This window comes from Fulvimarina fulva (assembly GCF_039652615.1).
GTDB lineage: Bacteria > Pseudomonadota > Alphaproteobacteria > Rhizobiales > Rhizobiaceae > Fulvimarina.
In genome coordinates this window covers 126,406-145,187 of sequence record NZ_JBDJAC010000007.1, presented here as the reverse complement: position 1 = coordinate 145,187, position 18,782 = coordinate 126,406, and the positions used below count along the sequence as shown (strand labels likewise).

Sequence of the window (18,782 nt, the reverse complement as noted above, 5' to 3'; positions counted from 1 at the left end):
TTCCAAGCGGGGCCGTCGGCGCGTCAGGCGCTCACGTTTTCCTTCTCCTCGGTCCGCTCCGAATAGATGTAGAGCGGTCGCGCATTGCCCGCGATCACATCGTCGGAAACGACGACTTCCTGAACGCCTTCGAGCGTCGGCAGATCGAACATGGTGTCGAGCAGCATCGCTTCCATGATCGAGCGAAGACCGCGAGCGCCGGTCTTGCGATCGATGGCCTTGCGCGCAATCGCGCCAAGCGCCTCTTCCTGGAAGGTGAGCTGCACGTTCTCCATGTCGAACAGCCGCTGATACTGCTTGACCAGCGCGTTCTTCGGCTCGCGGAGAATCTGGACCAGGGCTGCCTCATCGAGATCCTCGAGCGTTGCCAGAACGGGCAGACGACCGACGAACTCCGGAATCAGTCCAAACTTCAGAAGGTCCTCAGGCTCAACCTGACGGAAGAGCTCACCTGACCTGCGCTCGTCCGGCGCCTCGACATTCGCGGCAAAGCCAATCGAGGTCTTCCGGCCGCGGTCGGAGATGATCCGATCAAGGCCCGCAAATGCGCCGCCACAGATGAAGAGGATGTTCGCCGTATCGACCTGGAGGAATTCCTGCTGGGGATGCTTGCGTCCGCCCTGCGGCGGAACGGAAGCAACTGTCCCTTCCATGATCTTCAGAAGCGCCTGCTGCACGCCCTCACCGGAGACATCCCGCGTGATCGACGGGTTGTCGGACTTGCGGCTGATCTTGTCGATCTCGTCGATGTAGACGATGCCGCGCTGCGCACGCTCGACATTGTAGTCGGCCGACTGGAGCAGCTTGAGAATGATGTTCTCGACATCCTCACCCACATAGCCGGCTTCCGTCAGCGTCGTCGCATCCGCCATGGTGAACGGCACGTCGATGATGCGGGCGAGCGTCTGCGCGAGCAGGGTCTTGCCGCAACCGGTCGGACCGATCAGCAGGATATTCGACTTCGCCAGCTCGACGTCGTTGTTCTTCGACGCATGGGCCAGGCGCTTGTAGTGATTGTGGACCGCGACGGACAGCACCTTCTTGGCGTGGAACTGACCGATCACATAGTCGTCGAGAACACCGATGATCTCCTGGGGAGACGGCACGCCGTCCCGCGACTTCACCATCGAGGATTTATTCTCCTCGCGGATGATGTCCATGCAGAGTTCGACACACTCGTCGCAGATGAAGACCGTCGGCCCGGCGATAAGCTTACGGACTTCGTGCTGGCTCTTTCCGCAGAAAGAGCAATAGAGCGTGTTCTTAGAGTCGCCGCCGCTCGTTTTGCTCATTCGTTCTTCCTTCCGGTTCGGGCTACCCGCGAAGAGAGCCCGGCTCACGTTCAGCCCAACTTAGTCGCTGTTTTGCACCTTAGCAAAGCCGGTGGCGATTTTGCGACGTCATTTGCCCATTTCTCCAATTGGGGACCATGATCCCCTATCGATCTTGAGCAGCGCTTAACGCGAGAGCTTCTTTTGTAGGCGTTCGTTCGGCATCCACGATCTTAAGACGCGTTATCGGTGCCTTCCTGCTCGGCCCGCGACGAATAGACCTTGTCGATCAGGCCGAATTCCTTGGATTCGTCGGCCGTCATGAAATGGTCACGGTCCAGCGTGCGCTCGATCGTCTCATAATCCTGACCGGTATGCTTCACGTAAGTTTCGTTCAGGCGGCGCTTCAGTTTGATGATGTCCTGCGCATGACGTTCGATATCGGAGGCCTGCCCCTGGAAGCCGCCGCTCGGCTGATGGACCATGATACGGGCGTTCGGCGTTGCAAAGCGCATGTCCTTTGCGCCTGCGCACAGAAGCAGGGAACCCATCGAGGCCGCCTGGCCGATGCAAAGGGTCGTCACGGCCGGACGAATGAACTGCATCGTGTCGTAGATCGCCATGCCGCTCGTCACCACGCCGCCCGGCGAATTGATGTAGAGCGCGATTTCCTTCTTCGGATTTTCCGCTTCCAGAAACAGAAGCTGCGCGCAGACGAGCGTCGCCATGGAATCCTCGATCGGGCCGGTGATGAAGATCACACGCTCTTTCAGAAGACGCGAGAAAATATCGTATGCCCGTTCGCCGCGATTGGTCTGCTCAACGACCATGGGCACGAGATTCATGGCGGTTTCAATCGGATGCTTCATTTTAAAGGGGTCTCGCTGGTCGCTTTTCGCCCCGGCCCTTCAGAACCGAAGCGAATCAAATCAGAATTTCAACTCTCGCGTAGATAGGACCGAGCCTAGGGATGATGCAAGGCGGGACCCGAACGGAAACCGCGCCCGATCAGCTCACCCCCTAGCCACGCCCGTCTCCGGCAGCATCGACATCGCTTTCGCCGGGCGGAATTGTTTTTCCGGTCGCATCCGATGTCCCGTAATTTCTCGTGGACGACGCGGCCTGTGCTGCACCGTGATCGTGCTCGACATGCCCGGCTTCGATCTGGCGCGAGGCCTTGGCCGCGTTTTTGTCCGCGACCCTGATCGGCGGCGCGCTGCCCTGACGATCCTCGCCGAACCAGACGGTCATGTGCGGGAACGGAATCTCGATGCCGCGCTCGTCGGCCATCCGCTTGATGATGCCGCGATAGGCCCGTCCGATGCCCCACTGGGTTCCTGGCTTGGTCATCACGCGTCCGCGCATGACAACGGCCGAATCACCAAGCTCCTGAACGCCCCACATTTCCATCTCCCCGATAAGATTCTCGGCGACAGAGGTCGTTTTCAGCTCCTGGAAGGCATCGACCATCATGTCTTCGACGTCGTCCGTATTCTCGCGATAGGCAACGCCGATGTCGGCCACGTAGTAGGCGAAGTCCTTCGAGTAGTTGGCGACTTGATCGACCGACGAGAACGGTATGAGGCACCACGTACCATCGACTGTCCGCAGGCCGACCGAGCGAACGGTGAGCTGTTCGACCGTTCCCGTCACCCCGTTCACCTCGACGATGTCGCCTTCGTTCATGGCGTTCTGTATCTGGATGAAGGCGCCAGTGATGATGTCCTGAACGAACTTCTGCGCGCCGAAACCGATGGCGAGACCGACGACACCGGCACCAGCGAGAAGTGGCGCAATGTCGATGCCGATCTGGCTGAGAACCAGCATCGTCACGATGACCACCATCGCGATGGTGAAAGCGTTGCGGAACAGCGAGAGCAATGTGCGCTCACGGGCGGTCGGGATCGTCCCGTAATTGGGATTCAGCCGGTATTCGATCCAGGACGAGACCGCGATGTAGATCGCGACGCCGATGCACAGAATGATGCCACCGCCGACAAGTCCGCCGACGAATGCCTGCACCGTGCTGGTGGCCAGCCAGTTCGAATAGCTGACGATCGACCAGGCTTCGAGAACGTAGGCGAGAACTGCGACAACCACGAAGACACGGACGACCGTCAGCGCATTCGGGATAAAACTGTTCACACGCCTTTCCAGCAACGGAAGCTTGTCCTTGACCGTTTCCGGGATCGGAATGCCGCTGGCGATCCAGCGACTCAGGACCGAAACGATCAGTCCCCCGACCGCCATGGCGCCGATGGTCTTCAGCGTTCCGAGCGTCAGGAAACGCAGGCCCTCTTCAGGACTTCTGAGCCAGACGATGAAGGCGGCGAGAATGAAGCCGATGGCAACGATCCACCAGATCTGACCGATGAAGGCGTTTATATGGGCACCGACACTGCTGTCGCCATTCTTTTTCGCGCGCTTGAGCCGCTCGCGGACAGTTCCACGGTTCTTGAGAATTAGGAACAAGCCGACGAGGACACAGGCGATGACGACGATGAAGCGCGTCGCATCGGCAGCCTGCACGGTGGATGCGGAGCGGATGACGGGCGCGACAAACAGGAAGGTGTAGCCGAGCACTGAAATGAACCGCGACAACCAGAAATACCAGTAACTGGCCTGTCGGTTCGAAAATGGCGTCAGTCGCAGGGCCGGATAGTTCGGCGAGACGAAAAGTGCCAGAACCACCTTGATCATCTCGATGACGAGAAACGCGTTGAGGAAGAGCTGCTGGTTGAAACCAGGCTGACCGTTGGCAAAGACCGAAGCTGCGACAATGCCGCCGGCCCAGCTCAAAATGATCGAGAGCGCATCAATCAGGCCGGAAAGAATAAGCAGGAGAAGCTTGTTGATGGGGCTTGCATGGGCGCTCGTTTCTGCGAGGCGCCGGAAAATGGGGGCTTTGACGATGCGCCCAAGCCCCAGAACGAGAAAGACGACGATCGCGACAAGCCCTACGGGGAGCACCGCCGTCAGAATTGCCGGTATGTCGAGCGAGCCGGCACCGGACAGGACCGTTCCGGATGAACGCAGGCTTTGTAAAATATCCGACCCGGCGCTGGAGGCGCTGCCGACGAAGGTTCGCACGCCCTCGGCTATACGAGCGGGCAGCGTCTGGTCTGGATTCGGCGCTTTGACGATACCCTCGTCCTCGCTCTCGTTCGCGGGCGCCTGATACGCGGCTGCCTTGAGCGACTCCAGAAGCTTGCCTCGGGTCTTCTCATTTTCGAGAATCGAGATGAGATCGTCGAGACTTGGTTCCTTCGTCGTCTCGGACGAGGCTGCACTTGCCGCGCTCGACGAACTGATTGGCGACTGCGCATGACCGGGTGTGATCTGTGCGAAGAAGATTGCAGCCGCGATCATCAAGACGGCTGTCGAAAAGCGACGCATGCGAAATCCTGCTTCTAATATGTGTTCAGGTCCTGGAATTCGTTCGCAGCGGCTGAACCAGACCAAGTGGCGAAAAAGCACCCCATTCGTCAGCCGACACGGGCGGAGATAGCCAAGAACGTGACGACGGTTTGTCTGCGGACGAAAAAGGCCGGCGCTAGGCCGGCCTTCAGAATCACTAACGCGTGAACTATTCGTCAGGAGGCCATGCTCAGAGCATCGTCTTCTGAGTCTTCCGCAAGAAGCTCGTCCTTGGTCACCACCTTGTCGGTGACGTCCGCTTCCGCGAGGAGCTTGTCGATGACCTTGTCCTCGTAGATCGGGGCGCGAAGGCTTGCGAGGGCATCCGGATTCTTCTGATAGAATTCGTAGACCTGCTGTTCCTGGCCCGGATAACGGCGAAGCTGGTCGAACATCGCGCGCTGCAGTTCTTCGTCGCTGACCTGAATACCAGCCTTCTCGCCGATCTCCGACAGGACAAGGCCCAGACGAACGCGACGCTCTGCGAGCGTGCGATACTCTTCCTTGGCCTTTTCCTCGGTGGTGTTTTCGTCTTCGAAGGTCTTGCCGGAGCGCGAGAGTTCGGCCTGCACCTGATTCCAGATGTTGTTGAACTCGGCCTCGACCAGCTTCTCCGGAAGCTCGAACGAATAGGTATCGTCAAGCGCATCGAGAATCTGGCGCTTCACCTTCTGGCGCGTCGCCTGGCCGTATTGGCTCTCGATCTGCTCGCGAACGACCGTGCGCAAACGCTCCTCGGACTCAAGGCCCAGCTTCTTGGCGAGATCGTCGTTGATCTCGATATCGGCCGGCGCCGCGACGGATTTGACCACCGTGTCGAACGTCGCTTCCTTGCCGGCGAGATCGGGCGCGCCGTAATCGTCCGGGAAGGACACCACGACCTGCTTTTCGTCACCTGCCGAAACGCCGATCAGCTGCTCTTCGAAACCCGGAATGAACTGGTTCGAGCCGAGCACGAGGTTCGAGTCGGTAGCGGAACCGCCCTGGAACGCCTCACCATCGATCTTGCCGACGAAATCGAGCGTCACGCGATCGCCGTTTTCGGCCGCACCGTCCTTCGGCGTATATTCGCGGGCGTTCTCGGCAATCAGCTTGACCTGCTCCTCGACTTCTTCGTCGGGAACTTCGACGATCGGCCGTTCGATCTTCATGCCGTCCGTGCTGGCGAGCTCGAAGGTCGGAAGCTTCTCGTAGGAGACCGTGAACTTGAAGTCGGACTTACCGTCCAGAACCTTCTCGGCTTCCGCCTCGTCCTCGGTCATGTCGATTTCGGGCTGCATGGCCGAACGCTCGTTGCGCTCGGCAATGATGTTGCGCGGCGTATCCTTGAGGATCTCGTTCACGATCTCGGCCATGAACGATTTGCCGTACATCTTGCGCAAATGAGCCACAGGCACCTTGCCGGGCCGGAAGCCCTTGAGCTGCACCCTGCCCTTTGCCTCGTGCAGCCGGGTCTGAAGCCGTGCCTCCAGGTCCGAGGCTGGTACGACCACCTCGATCTCCCGCTTGAGGCCCTCGGCCTTCGTTTCCGTCACCTGCATGCTTTATACCTTCTTTATCCTGACGGCCTCGAGCCATCGTAACAGCCGTCGATCCCGTTCTTATCGTGAACTGGTGCGGGTGGAGGGACTTGAACCCCCATGCCTCTCGGCGCTTGGACCTAAACCAAGTGCGTCTGCCAATTCCGCCACACCCGCGAATGGGCACGCCGGGCTATAAGAAACCAGCGTGAATCGCGGGCCTCTATATCACCGCCATATAGGCGGCGAAAGGGCCGAAACCGCCCCTTTTCGACCTGAAATCCAAGCTTTCGTATCGAAGGCGAACGATTTGATCACGCCCCTTGCCCCGCGCCCGGTTCATTTCGTGGCTGCGTTATGGCTGGACACTCCCCTGTCCGTCAGCGGCAATCTTCGCCTCGCGAACCTCGACAGCTTCCGAAGCGAACGCCGAATATTCGGGAGATGCGTGACAGGGAGACAGAAAGCGCCTCGGCGCAGCAGCATTTGTTGCACTGCACAAAATGCATGGCTCCTATGCGGTAGAGCGACTAGCCGGGCTCGCATCGGCTGACTAGTTTGTGGATCAACGGACGGCGGAAAGCAAAAATGCAACGCCGCACCAAAGAATGTGGCCAAGCACTTGGTCAGGACAGGACAAGTTAAGATGGATATCGTAAGATCGTATAAGAACTGGCGCCGTTACCGTGACACCGTCAAGGAACTGGACCGTCTCTCGCAGCGTGAGCTCAACGATCTTGGCATCTCACGCTACGACATCCCGTCGATTGCGCGGCGCACAGTCGGCTAACAGAATTTGCAGTTTTGCGGCAACCCACCTCCTCCCAAAGGGTTTCCGCGAATGACGGGTTCACCTTCCTCCTCCCTGGGTGAACCTCTGGTAAGTCGTCCGCCGGGTCCTCCCCCCGGCGGACGCCTACACCAAACCAAAGTTTCAGAGTTTCGCTTCGTACTCACCTCCTCCCGAGTTTCGAAGCGGATTAAGGGGCCTACACTCCTCCTCCCAACGTAGGCTCCGTACATACGACACCCGCCGGTCCTCCCCCGGCGGGTGTTGTTGTTTCTGCTCCTGAAAAATTCGCAAAACCCGTCACCGGACCACTCTCGCCATAGCTAGAATCCATCGAATCTTGTCGAAGCACACTCGGCGCTGATATGTCGCGCTGCACAAGGGGAGGTGTTCGCGGATGAAGAACGGGCCTACGACCTCGCGGCGTGAGAGCCTGCCGCCCTGGGTTCAGGTCGTCGGGCTTGCGGCTGCGGCAGCCGTCGGGCTTGGTCTATCTCGCTTCGCCTATGCGCTGATTCTACCGGACATGCGCGCCGATCTCGGCTGGTCCTATTCGACTGCGGGCTGGCTCAACACGACCAACGCGCTCGGCTATCTGGCCGGCGCCCTTCTCGCAGCGCGTGTCAACCGACGCGTCGGCGCCTTCAATGCGATGCAGATCGGATTGTGGATGTGCGTTGCGTCCCTCGCCTTGTGCGTGGTGCTGCGCGATCCGATTTCGCTCAATCTTGCGCGGGTTCTTGCCGGCATCGGCGCAGGGTTGGCGTTTGTCGGCGGAGGCTTTCTGGCCGCTCGTCTCGCCTCGGAAAACGAGGGCAATCCATTTCTGCTGGGTCTCTTTTATGCCGGTCCCGGCTTCGGAATAGCGCTATCCGGCGTGACTGTGCCCATCGCCTTGAGTGAAGGCGGAATGGAAAGCTGGCCGATGGCCTGGGGTCTGCTGGCGATCCTGTCGGCGATCCTCGGCGTCGTGCTTCTGCTCGGACGCCCATCCGGAACTCGGCGGAGCGCGACAGCTGCAAGCTCGGATGTCCGTATCCGCAGGATGTCCGGCATCCTCGTCGGTTACGCCTTTTTCGGTGCCGGCTATATCGGCTATCTGACATTCGTCATCGCGTGGGTGCGGGCCAATGGGGCGAGCGTATCCCTACAGGCCGGTCTCTGGACCGTCATCGGTCTTGCCGCGATGGCCTCGCCCTGGATCTGGGGCCGTTTCCTGAAACGCCGTGTCAACGGATCGGCCTTCGCAATCCTTTCACTGGTACTTGCAGCCGCATCTTCCCTCGTCGCACTCACCGAGTCACCGGTCGTGCTCTTCATGTCGGCCGGAATGGTAGGGGGCACGTTCCTTGCCGTCGTCGCCTCCACGACGGCCTTCGTGCGCCGGAACTATGCCGAAAAACACTGGTCGGCGGGAATATCGGCAATGACGATCGCCTTTGGAATCGGACAAATCCTCGGTCCGGTCGGGATCGGTTTTCTCAGTGACATCACCGACGGGGTCTCGGCGGGCCAGTGGATATCGACGGCGCTGCTCGTCGCCGGCGCGGCGATCGCTGCCCTGCAGCGCGACTTCGGCGAAAACGAAAGACCCGCTTGAAGCGCCGGACGTAAAAAGGGAACGCCTGTTTTTGCTCATCCAGCTCGTCATCAAGCAACATTCAAGGCGCCCCACCTTTCGGAGGGCTGTCAGCGTTGCTAGATTTCGGCCATGACCCAAACACCCATTCATATCGTCGGCGGCGGCCTTGCCGGTTCCGAAGCAGCCTGGCAGATCGCATCGCGCGGCGTGCCGGTCATTCTTCACGAGATGCGGCCCGTTCGCGGAACGGAGGCCCATAAGACCGATGGCCTCGCTGAACTCGTCTGCTCGAACTCATTCCGCTCGGACGATGCGCAGGCCAACGCGGTTGGCGTGATCCATGCCGAGATGCGGCTGGCGGGCTCGCTCATCATGCGGTCGGCCGATGCCAACCAAGTACCTGCCGGCGGGGCTCTGGCCGTCGATCGCGAAGGTTTTTCCGCAGCTGTGACGAAAGCGCTCGAAGACCATCCGCTGATCACGATCGAGCGGGGCGAAATCGAAGGCCTGCCGCCGGAGGACTGGGGCGATACCATCGTCGCGACCGGCCCGTTGACGGCACCGGCGCTTGCGGAAGGCATTCGAAGCGCGACGGGACAGGACGCCCTCGCCTTTTACGACGCCATCGCCCCGATCGTCCACTTCGACACGATCGACATGGACAAGGCGTGGTTCCAGTCCCGCTACGACAAGGTGGGCCCGGGCGGCACGGGCAAGGACTATATCAACTGCCCGCTCGACAAGGAGACCTATGAGCGCTTTGTCGCAGCGCTCGTCGAGGGCGATCGAACCCAGTTCAAGGAGTGGGAGGGAACGCCCTATTTCGACGGCTGCCTGCCGATCGAGGTGATGGCGGAACGGGGTCCGGAAACCCTGCGTCACGGCCCCATGAAGCCAATGGGCCTCACCAACGCGCATAATCCGGAGGTGAAAGCCTATGCCGTCGTGCAGCTCCGCCAGGACAACGCACTCGGCACGCTCTACAACATGGTCGGCTTCCAGACGAAGCTGAAATATGGCGAACAGGCCGCGATCTTCCGGATGATTCCGGGGCTGGAAAATGCCGAGTTCGCCCGGCTCGGTGGGCTTCACCGAAACACCTATCTCGATTCCCCGCGCCTGCTCGACGTCACACTGAAGCTGAAGAAGCTCCCGCGACTTCGGTTCGCCGGTCAGATCACGGGATGCGAAGGCTATGTGGAATCGGCCGCCGTCGGCCTGATGGCGGGCCGCTTCGCGGCCGCGGAACGTCTTGGCGAAACCGTCTCGACGCCGCCCGAGACGACGGCAATGGGTGCTCTCCTGGGGCACATCACCGGCGGGCACCTCGCGCACGAGGAAGAGGGCGGCAAACGCTCGTTCCAGCCCATGAACATCAATTTCGGCCTGTTCCCGCCGCTTGAGCCCGGCACGATCCAGAAACCCGAAGGCGTGAAGCGGTTTAGGGGCAAGGACAAGTCGATCGCAAAGAAGAAAGCGCTGTCCGCGCGCGCTTTGAACGACTTCAGGCGCTGGCTCGACAGCGAGACAATCGTGGCGGCCGCTGCTGAATAGCGGCCACGAACACGTGCGCAGGACGCGACAAGGCGATGCGGTCACTCAAGTGAACAGCGATAAAGCGGGAGGCGCGTGACTGCGGCTCTCAACGCCATTCCCGTGCAGTATACAGAAGATGGCCGCTGATCGAGACGATGGCGCCGTCTGCCTTGCGCATCGCCCGGACCGGGACCAGACCAAGGGTCCGTCCGCCCTCACCCCGTAAGGTCATGGGCGCTGCGGGCTTATTGGAGCTCTGTTTTCGCCAATTATCGAGATTCGTCAGTGTCAGCGCAAAGCGGTCTCTCATCCCGGCAATGTCGACGACAAGATTGTCCCCGTCGAGCCAGATCGACGGCTCGCCGTTACCGGTGGGTGCTTCGCTCTCACCGCGGCCACCCTTGGTTTCAGCCGTCAATGACAGGGCGAACCGGTCATAACCCGCCGTATCGATCAGCGTGTACCGACGCAGGTCTTCTGAGATCAGGGCCTGACTGTCGGCAAATGCCTGCAGGCCAAGAGCCTCTATGACAAGAGAGGCGTCGGTGGCCTCACCATTCGCGACAGCCCGTCCCGCGCTGGCAATCGATGCCAGCCGATCCAGTTGATCGACATTATCGAGCGCGTAGATGCGTGAGCGCGCTTGCCGCCTTTCGGCGTCGCTCAGCTGACCGGTGGTCTCAGGCTTGAGATCGCCCTTGAACAGTGCTTGGAGCCGGTCTGTCTGACTGCGCCCGACCGATTGGGCGACACCTTGCGGTCCAAAGCTGGACATCAGGCACAAGGCGGCCGGAATTGCGACCAGCCAGCGAATATCGAGCCGACGCCCCGAGATGAGGCCGACAAGCGCGATCATCCCCGCTGAGATGCCGCCGAGCGCGAGATAATAGCGCGAGACGGTCAGGCCTTCGGCATCGATCCGAAGCCAAACGGCATAGGCGAGAAGGCCAAGGGGCAGAACTAATGTCCACGGCCAGATTCGGCAGAACAACCGTAAGGCCGCACCGCCGCTCGCCTCGATCGGCTCGGCCGCAATCCGCAGGGAAACAGTGAGCAGCGCAAAGACGGAGACGATCCAGCCGATTTCGCCCTTGGGCACGTCGCCTGTGACGATGATCTTCGCGCCGTATAGATAAAGCACGAGGGCTGCGACGAGGGCGAGCGGCGCGGAAACCCAGCCCGCCAACAAGGCGATGGCGCGAACGGAATGATCCTCGTCCGTGACGACGATCCGATCGTCGAATGCCTTCGGGATCTGGCCCAGCACGAACCACGGTCCGACAAGCGTCAGTGCCGTGATGAAGATATGCGTGTCGATCGACCCCTCGATTTCGAATTCGAAGAGGAAGCCGATCATATAGATGATCGCGAGAACACCGGTGACGAAGATGATCACCGCGGCAAAGGCGAAGGCCCCGCCCACGATCATTTTCGCCGCGAATGTCCAGAACGTCAGACCGTCCCCGCGCCGAAGATAAGGGGCAAGAGGAATGGCAAGGAGAATGCCCCCGATCAGGGCCGGCGCGAAGATGCCCCATCGAAGGCCATACCAGACACCAGCCGCGACCAGGATCGCAGCAAGCGACTGGACGATAAGATCGATCCCACGCCTTGCATGATACGCTTCCGAGGCAAGAGTCGCGGCGATGGCCGCTGCGGCAGCCGAAAAGAGCGCCGACTCGAGCCGAAGCAGCGCGTCTGACGTCATAGGAAGGGCGTCAGCAATCTCCGCATTCGCGGCGAGCGATGCACAGAAGATCGCAAGAACAGCGACGGGAAACCGCGTGGCAGCGGTCTGAGTTCGCGCACGAACCGACCGGGCGATTTGGGTGAAACGGCCTTTGAATCTCCGCATCCGCTGATCCCTCCGAGCCGAAATCAGCCCTTACCTTTTCTCCGATGTGGCGGGCGCTGTTTCGCCGCCGTCAGAGGACGACCGGATTTCAACCCCGTTTTGGCGATTGCGTGCCCGCCGCGTCTAACCGCGCATCGTGCGCCAGTAACGCCAGCTTTTCGTCAGCGGGCTATTTTCCGCAGCACCCGAATGCATGCGATCCGGCGACTTGTCCGCGGCATCGAATGTAAGTCCGCAAAGGGACGCTGGCAGGAGTGCCACACGAGCGGGCTTCGGCACGGTCTTCAACAGACCCCGCCATCGCGTGTCGTGATCACGGCCATAAGCGCAGAATGCCATGATCGCCCGACGTCTCGCCTCCGGCTTGCCGGACAGGAACTCGTCGGTCGTACAGCCAGCAGCCGTAAGGATATCGACGGGAATGCGAACCTGACCCCGGGCCCGGCTGAGCGGGAGTTGCCGCAATACGGCGGCGCAACAGAGCGCGACACCGGCATGTCCGGCCACATCGCTGATCCGCTCCGCGCTCCCCTTGGAAAGCACCATAGCGGCGAGCATGATCAAGGTTGAACGGGTTTCGCCGGCATAGGTCTCGAAGTCTTCCGTCGTCGGAAACGGATCATCGTAGAGATCGAATATGCGGGCTTCGAGAAACCGCTCGAACGCCGAGCGCGGCAACTCGTATCGCTCGATCACTTCCAGAAGCTCGTCGGCGATCGGATGACCTGTCCCGCCTTTCGCCCCCGACGAGATCAGGTCGCGCCACCATTGGAGACGAATCTCTCCGGGCAGCGGCTGACTGACCATGTCGCGAACACGCGCGGTTTCGATATCGAAGGCATAGAGCGCCGAAAGCGCGCCGCGCTTTTCCGGCGGCGCAAACAGCATAGAGAGCCTGCGATCGCGGTCATGCTCCTCGACCAGAGCGAAACTCGTCCCTGCCTCAATCACGGTGCTGTTTTGTCGATCTTCAGCCACGTGGCAAGCCTATTCGACAGCGATGAGAGCGGCCGCGACAGGGCGGTTCTCCGCCAGCATCACATTGTAGGTTCTGACGGCAGCGCCGGTCGACATCGGATCGCAGGACAACCCCAGACGCCGAAACCGCTCCTTGAGCGCCGGCGGCAGGAACTGGATGGTAGGGCCTGTTCCAAAGAGCAGAAACTTGTAGCTCTCCGCCTCCTTGAACATCAGGTCCAGCCGCTCGCCGGAAAACGGCTGTTCAGGGCTGCCGCTCCAGCCGTAAATTCCGGACGGCAGGCACAGGATCGAACCTCGATGGGACATGTCCGCGAAGCGAAAGCCCCCATTGCCGTAAGCCTCGATTGGCGCCCGGCCCGGAAAGTGCGCTTCGCGGATTTCAATTCCCTTCGCCAAGCCTCAAGCCCTGTTCGCGCCGGAGGCGTCGATGCTGGCCTCGTCCGTCTTGTCGGCCTCGAACTCGGACGGGCGCAGGTTGAAGAAGTAGAGAACCGGCGCAGCGACGAAGATCGAGGAGAACGTGCCGATCATGACACCGAAGATCATGGGTGCGACGAAGTTCTGGATCACCTCACCGCCGAAGACGTAGAGCGCAGCAAGCGCCAGAAGCGTCGTCAGTGATGTGGTCAATGTTCGCGACAGCATTTCGTTGTCCGACAGATCGAGAAGATCGCCCAGATTCTTGGACTTGTAGCGTCTCAGATTCTCGCGGACGCGGTCGTAGATGACCACCGTGTCATTCAGCGAGTAGCCGACGATCGTCAGGATTGCTGCCACGGTCGCGAGATTGAACTCGATCTGTGTCAGCACCATGAAGCCCAGTGTCAGGAACACGTCGTTGATGGTCGCGACAATGGCACCGATGGCGAACTGCCATTCGAAACGGATCCAGATATAGACGAGAATGCCGAGCAACGAGGCGAGCACGCCGATGATCGCGGCCCAGGCAAGTTCTCCCGAAACCGTTGGCCCGACGACCTCCGTTCGGCGGATGTCATAGGTATTTTCGAGCGTGGACTGAGCGGTCTCGATCGTCGCCTGCTGAGCTCCGTCGGGAGCGTCTGGCGCGTTGCCGATCCGGATGAGCGCTTCCTGCGGCGATCCGAAGGACTGTACCTGAACGTCCGGAATACCGGCCTGATCGAGGGTCGTGCGGATGCCGCCAATATCGGCCGGCCCTTCCTTCGCGCGGACCTCGATCACGGAACCACCTGTGAAATCGATGCCGAAGTTCAATCCGACCAGCGGCAGCGCAACCACCGAGGCGATAACAAGCGCAATCGACAGGTAGAACGCCTTCAGCCTGAACAGCATGAACTTGATGAAGGTCGATTCCGGCACGAGCCTGATGAATCCGCGCGGAAGCTCCTTCGGCCTCCGGGTCTTGACCCAATAGGCGACCAGCCAGCGGGTCAGCGTGTAGGCGGTGAAGATCGTGGTGAGGATACCGACCGCGAGCGTTACGGCAAAACCGCGCACAGGACCGGTTCCGAGCCAGAACAGAATGCCGGCTGCGATCAAGGTGGTGATGTTGGCATCGAGAATGGTCGCGAGTGCCTTCTGGAAGCCGATATCGATCGACTGGACGATAGACCGATTGTTCTTACTCCGCTCCTCACGGATGCGCTCGTAGATGAGCACGTTCGAATCGACGGCCATGCCGACCGTCAGAACGATACCGGCGATACCCGGCAAGGTCAGCGTCGCGCCGATCACGGTGAGAATCGCGAACAACAGGATCACGTTGATTGCCAGCGCGCCGGTCGCGACGACGCCCAGGAAACCATAGGCCGCGACCATGAAGACAACGACGAGCACGGCGCCGATGACGCCGGCAATCTCGCCAGCGGCGATCGAGTCAGCACCAAGGCCGGGACCGACCGTTCGCTCTTCCAGAATATCGAGATTGGCGGGCAAAGCGCCGGCGCGGAGCAGAACCGCGAGATCGTTCGCCGACTGAACCGTGAAGTTGCCGCTGATTTGCGCCTGTCCTCCAAGGATGGGCTCACGGATATTCGGCGCCGAGAGGACCTTGTTGTCGAGGACCATCGCGAAAGGCTTGCCAACGTTTGCCTGCGTCACGCGCGCGAACTGGGTGGCACCGCGATTATCGAAGCGAATGTTGACGACCGGCTGGTTGGTCTGGGGATCGAAGCCGGGCTGAGCGTCCACGAGGTTTTCGCCGGACACCATCACCTGACGATCGACCAGAATCGGCTCCGACGGCTGGTCGGTTGTATAGAGCAGTTCGGAACCTGCCGGCGCACGGGCCTGGCCATCTGCCACCGCGACCGGATTGGCCGACAGATTGACCATCCGGAAATTCAGCTGCGCCGTCTGGTTCAGAAGGTTCTTCAGCCGTTCCGGATCGCCGAGCCCCGGCACCTGAACGATGATGCGGTTCGTACCCTGACGCTGGATAATCGGCTCGGTGGTGCCAAGTTCGTCGACGCGGCGACGCACGACCTCGATCGACTGCTCGACCGCGCTGGAGGTGCGATATTCGATCCCCTCGGGCGTCAGCGAAAGATCGATCACACCCGCCTGCGGGCTCGAAAGCGCAGCCTCCCTGATCGTGCCACCCGTCAGAAGACCGGAGGAAATCGGGGCCGTCAGCTCGGAAAGCGCTTCACGCGCGGCGTCCGCCTGGCTTGGATCACGCAAGCGGATGGTGACCGTCTGGTCCTTCGTGGTGATGGCCGAATAGCCGATGCGGGCGGAACGCAGAGCCGATCGAGCAGAATCGCTCAAGGACTGAACCCGCTTTGCGATCAGGTCGGCTTCATCAACCTGCAAGAGGATGTATGAACCACCCTGCAGATCGAGACCCAGCGTTATCTGCTTGTTGGGCAGAAAGTCAGGGAAGCTGTCGAGCGTGGAGCGCGGAAGCACATTGGGCAGTGCGTAGACGACACCAAGGGCGACCACGAGCCAAATGAGAATTGACTTCCAGCGCGAAAAATACAGCATTCAATGATCCGGTCGGGTTTCAGACGGCGCGCTTCTCAGCATCAGCCGTTTTCTTGACGTCTCTGCCACCTTAATATCGAAAAAGCGGCGAGCCGATGGGCTGCGCCGCTTAAACTTTGGCAAGACTTATTTTTGATTGGCTGCCGCCGGCTCGCCCTTGACGCGAACATCGCTGATCATGGAACGAAGCAGCCTCACGCGGGTCTGCTCGGAGATCTGAACCTCGAGTTCGCCGTTGTCGAGGACTTTCGTCACCTTGCCCAGAATGCCGCCGCCGGTCACGACCTGATCGCCGCGGCGAATGTTTTCCAGCATCTGATTGCGCTTCTTCATCTGCTGGCGCTGCGGCCGGATGATGAGAAAGTACATGATCGCGAACACCGCGACGAATGGGAGGATGCTGAGAAGCAGCTCGCTTCCCCCGCCCGTGACACCACCTGTTTGGGCGAAGGCTTGCGTGACGAACATAGAGTTGACCTTTCATACGAAAAAGCGCGGGAGTTTTCGCCGCGCCTTGCAATAATTGCGCCGAATATACGATTGGACCTGTCGATTGCAACACAAGCGGGGCAACGGAAAAGCACCCTGCGTTCACGAAAGATCATGTATGCCGGAGTTGGATCTCAGCGAACTCAAAACAACGCTCGAGCGAATTGCAGGGGCGCTCGAAAGACTTGCGCCGGAGCGAGCAAGTTCGACCGACCTGACGGAAGCGGATTGTTTCGTCTTCGATCCGCCGCTGACCCTTCGGCCGGTTCACGCCGTCAATCGCGTCCCGATCGACCTTTTGCAGGGGATAGACCGCTCTCGCGACCTCTTGCTGGACAACACGTTGCGCTTCGCTAGGCGGTTTCCGGCCAACAACGCGCTTCTCTGGGGCGCGCGGGGCATGGGAAAATCCTCGCTGGTGAAAGCCGCCCATGCCAGCGTCAACCGGCAAATCACACCGGATCAAAAGCCCTTGAAGCTCGTGGAGATCGCGCGCGAAGACATCGATCATCTGCCGGAGCTGATGACGCTTCTCAAAGCGCAGCCCTATCAGATCCTGCTCTTCTGCGACGATCTCTCCTTCGACAGCGGCGATTCGAGCTACAAGTCGCTGAAGGCGGTGCTGGAAGGCGGCGTGGAGGGCCGGCCTGCGAACGTTCTGTTCTATGCGACCTCCAACCGTCGCCATCTGCTGCCGCGTGACATGATCGAGAACGAGCGATCCACCGCGATCAATCCGGGCGAATCCGTGGAGGAGAAAGTCTCGCTGTCCGATCGCTTCGGACTTTGGATCGGCTTCCACAATTGCAGCCAGGACGACTATCTCGCCATGGTGCAGGGCTATGCGGAGCGCTACGATCTTGCGATCGAGCCCAAGGCGCTTCGCCGAGAAGCGCTCGAATGGCAGGTGACGCGCGGCAGCCGATCGGGCCGCGTCGCCTTTCAGTTCATTCAGGACCTCGCCGGTCGGCTTGGCCAGCGCCTTGCCTGACGGCAAGGCTTACTGGAGATAGCCCGACGGATCGATCGGCGCGGAGTTCTTTCGGACCTCGAAGTGGAGCTGCGGGACGCTCGCATCTCCGCTCATGCCCGAGCTTGCGATCTGCTCGCCGCGCTTGACCTTGTCGCCACGCTTCACTTTCAGCGAGTCGGCATGACCATAGACCGTGACGAGGCCATCGTCGTGTTTGACGAGAACCGTGTTGCCGAATTCCTTCAGCCCGTCGCCGGCATAGATGACGACGCCATTCTCTGCAGCCTTGACCGGGGTGCCTCGCGGGACTGAAATGTTGAGCCCGTCATTGCGCTTGGACCCGACCTTTTCGCCGAAACGCTGCAGGACCCGGCCCTGCACCGGCCAGCGATAGCGACCGATGCCGCTGGACTGCGGCGCGACTTCGTCACTGGCACGCGCCTGTTCCGAAACCGAAGACTTCGGCTGTGCCGTTGCGACGCGCGTCTCCTTCGGAGCCGTGACGGCCGTTTCAGCCTGCGCCTTTGGTGCCTCCGGCTTGGTCGTGACCGGCTTCGACGCCTGGGTGTCCTCGGGCTTCTCATAGGGCTTGGGCGCGGTCTGAACGGACGCGACCTGTGTCGGCTTGCTGCTGCCGCCTGGACGCGCGGTCGGAACGACGAGCCGCTGGCCGACGCGCACCACGTCGCCGCTCATATTGTTCGCCTCGCGGATCGCAGAGGCAGAAATCCCCGAGCGCCGGGCAATCGCGGAAAGCGTATCGCCGCTTTCCACCGTGACGGTCTGGCTGGCTCCGTTCGATGCGGTCGCACCGTTCGACGAATTGACCGGACGCGAGCTCGGGCTGCCGATGTGCTGGGCCTGCTGGTTCAGGGTCGTCGGCGGTGTACCGCGTGTCTGATCAAGGTCCTGTTGAGGCGCAACCGTGGCGGTTTGCTGGCTTGCACCGGCAGACCCGTTGCCTTGACCGAAGACGGTGCCGGCTTGCGCCTGTCCGTAATTCGGCTGAGGCGGAGGCGGCAACTGACCGCGCTGCACTTCACTGGACGCATATGGCTGGTTGGAAGCATATGGCTGCTGCGGCGGCATGGGCTGTTGAGTGCCCGTAAAGCCGCCGTTGTTCTGCGCCTGGGCCTGGGAAATCGACCCGGTCATCGTCTGGTCGATGTTCTGCGGATAGGCGCCGGACTGGGCGGGCGCCATCTGGGCGTTGGCCGCTTGCGGCACGGCGCCTGTGTAGAAGCCGTCATCGAACCGGACGGCGTCGGCCGAACACCCCGCGCTGAGTGCGGTTGCTAGAAGAAGCGCGGTCGTCAGTGCGCGGCGGGAATGAAGTTGGGCGGAAACTCGGTAACGCATCGCTGTCCCTTAAACGACAGGAAATTTGTCACCATTAGA

At 60.8% G+C, this 18,782-nt stretch carries 14 protein-coding genes and 1 tRNA gene; 4 read left to right on the top strand and 11 right to left on the bottom strand.

Features of this window, described 5'->3' with window-relative positions; all coding sequences use genetic code 11:
• Positions 1 to 23: 23 nt before the first annotated feature.
• From clpX to ABDX79_RS11555, 5 genes are all read right to left on the bottom strand, one after another.
• Positions 24 to 1,292 carry an ATP-dependent Clp protease ATP-binding subunit ClpX gene (gene clpX, locus ABDX79_RS11575; protein WP_346220443.1) on the bottom strand — a complete coding sequence of 423 codons (1,269 nt, stop codon included), beginning with the start codon at positions 1,290 to 1,292 and terminating at the stop codon, positions 24 to 26.
• A gap of 212 nt (positions 1,293 to 1,504) precedes the next feature.
• Positions 1,505 to 2,140: an ATP-dependent Clp protease proteolytic subunit gene (locus ABDX79_RS11570; RefSeq protein WP_346220442.1), complete on the bottom strand. Its 636-nt coding sequence runs from the start codon at positions 2,138 to 2,140 to the stop codon at positions 1,505 to 1,507.
• Between the two features lie 151 nt (positions 2,141 to 2,291).
• Positions 2,292 to 4,667: a mechanosensitive ion channel domain-containing protein gene (locus ABDX79_RS11565; protein WP_346220441.1), complete on the bottom strand. Its 2,376-nt coding sequence runs from the start codon at positions 4,665 to 4,667 to the stop codon at positions 2,292 to 2,294.
• 197 nt (positions 4,668 to 4,864) lie between these two features.
• Positions 4,865 to 6,229, bottom strand: coding sequence for a trigger factor (tig, locus tag ABDX79_RS11560; protein ID WP_346220440.1), 1,365 nt, complete (start codon positions 6,227 to 6,229; stop codon positions 4,865 to 4,867).
• Positions 6,230 to 6,300: 71 nt separating this feature from the next.
• Positions 6,301 to 6,385 (bottom strand) — tRNA-Leu (locus ABDX79_RS11555).
• A 469-nt stretch (positions 6,386 to 6,854) separates the two neighbouring features.
• Here ABDX79_RS11555 and ABDX79_RS11550 point away from each other — a divergent pair.
• The 3 genes from ABDX79_RS11550 (at position 6,855) to trmFO (ending at position 10,134) form a co-directional block, all read left to right on the top strand.
• Entirely contained in the window at positions 6,855 to 6,998 is a 144-nt protein-coding gene (locus tag ABDX79_RS11550) for a DUF1127 domain-containing protein (RefSeq protein WP_007066149.1), read from the top strand.
• Positions 6,999 to 7,395: 397 nt separating this feature from the next.
• Complete coding sequence (locus ABDX79_RS11545; protein WP_346220439.1) at positions 7,396 to 8,598, top strand: YbfB/YjiJ family MFS transporter; 1,203 nt, start codon at positions 7,396 to 7,398, stop codon at positions 8,596 to 8,598.
• A 111-nt stretch (positions 8,599 to 8,709) separates the two neighbouring features.
• Complete coding sequence (trmFO, locus tag ABDX79_RS11540) at positions 8,710 to 10,134, top strand: methylenetetrahydrofolate--tRNA-(uracil(54)-C(5))-methyltransferase (FADH(2)-oxidizing) TrmFO (RefSeq protein ID WP_346220438.1); 1,425 nt, start codon at positions 8,710 to 8,712, stop codon at positions 10,132 to 10,134.
• 88 nt (positions 10,135 to 10,222) lie between these two features.
• On the opposite strand, the gene ABDX79_RS11535 is transcribed toward trmFO, so the two are convergent.
• From ABDX79_RS11535 to yajC, 5 genes are all read right to left on the bottom strand, one after another.
• Positions 10,223 to 11,971, bottom strand: a complete 1,749-nt coding sequence (locus ABDX79_RS11535; protein ID WP_346220437.1) for a DUF4153 domain-containing protein — start codon at positions 11,969 to 11,971, stop codon at positions 10,223 to 10,225.
• A gap of 123 nt (positions 11,972 to 12,094) precedes the next feature.
• Positions 12,095 to 12,949 carry a phytoene/squalene synthase family protein gene (locus ABDX79_RS11530; RefSeq protein ID WP_346220436.1) on the bottom strand — a complete coding sequence of 285 codons (855 nt, stop codon included), beginning with the start codon at positions 12,947 to 12,949 and terminating at the stop codon, positions 12,095 to 12,097.
• 9 nt (positions 12,950 to 12,958) lie between these two features.
• Positions 12,959 to 13,348 (bottom strand): Mth938-like domain-containing protein, encoded by a 390-nt coding sequence (locus tag ABDX79_RS11525; RefSeq protein WP_346220435.1) that lies wholly within the window; start codon positions 13,346 to 13,348, stop codon positions 12,959 to 12,961.
• Between the two features lie 3 nt (positions 13,349 to 13,351).
• The gene (gene secD / locus ABDX79_RS11520) at positions 13,352 to 15,922 is read right to left on the bottom strand and encodes a protein translocase subunit SecD (RefSeq protein WP_346220434.1); all 2,571 of its coding nucleotides are present in this window, start codon (positions 15,920 to 15,922) and stop codon (positions 13,352 to 13,354) included.
• A gap of 126 nt (positions 15,923 to 16,048) precedes the next feature.
• Positions 16,049 to 16,390: a preprotein translocase subunit YajC gene (gene yajC, locus ABDX79_RS11515; protein WP_346220433.1), complete on the bottom strand. Its 342-nt coding sequence runs from the start codon at positions 16,388 to 16,390 to the stop codon at positions 16,049 to 16,051.
• Positions 16,391 to 16,529: 139 nt separating this feature from the next.
• On the opposite strand from yajC, the gene ABDX79_RS11510 reads away from it, so the two are divergent.
• Positions 16,530 to 17,402, top strand: a complete 873-nt coding sequence (locus tag ABDX79_RS11510; RefSeq protein WP_346220432.1) for an ATP-binding protein — start codon at positions 16,530 to 16,532, stop codon at positions 17,400 to 17,402.
• Positions 17,403 to 17,411: 9 nt separating this feature from the next.
• Here ABDX79_RS11510 and ABDX79_RS11505 read toward each other — a convergent pair whose 3' ends face one another.
• Positions 17,412 to 18,743: a M23 family metallopeptidase gene (locus tag ABDX79_RS11505; RefSeq protein WP_346220431.1), complete on the bottom strand. Its 1,332-nt coding sequence runs from the start codon at positions 18,741 to 18,743 to the stop codon at positions 17,412 to 17,414.
• Positions 18,744 to 18,782: the final 39 nt, after the last annotated feature.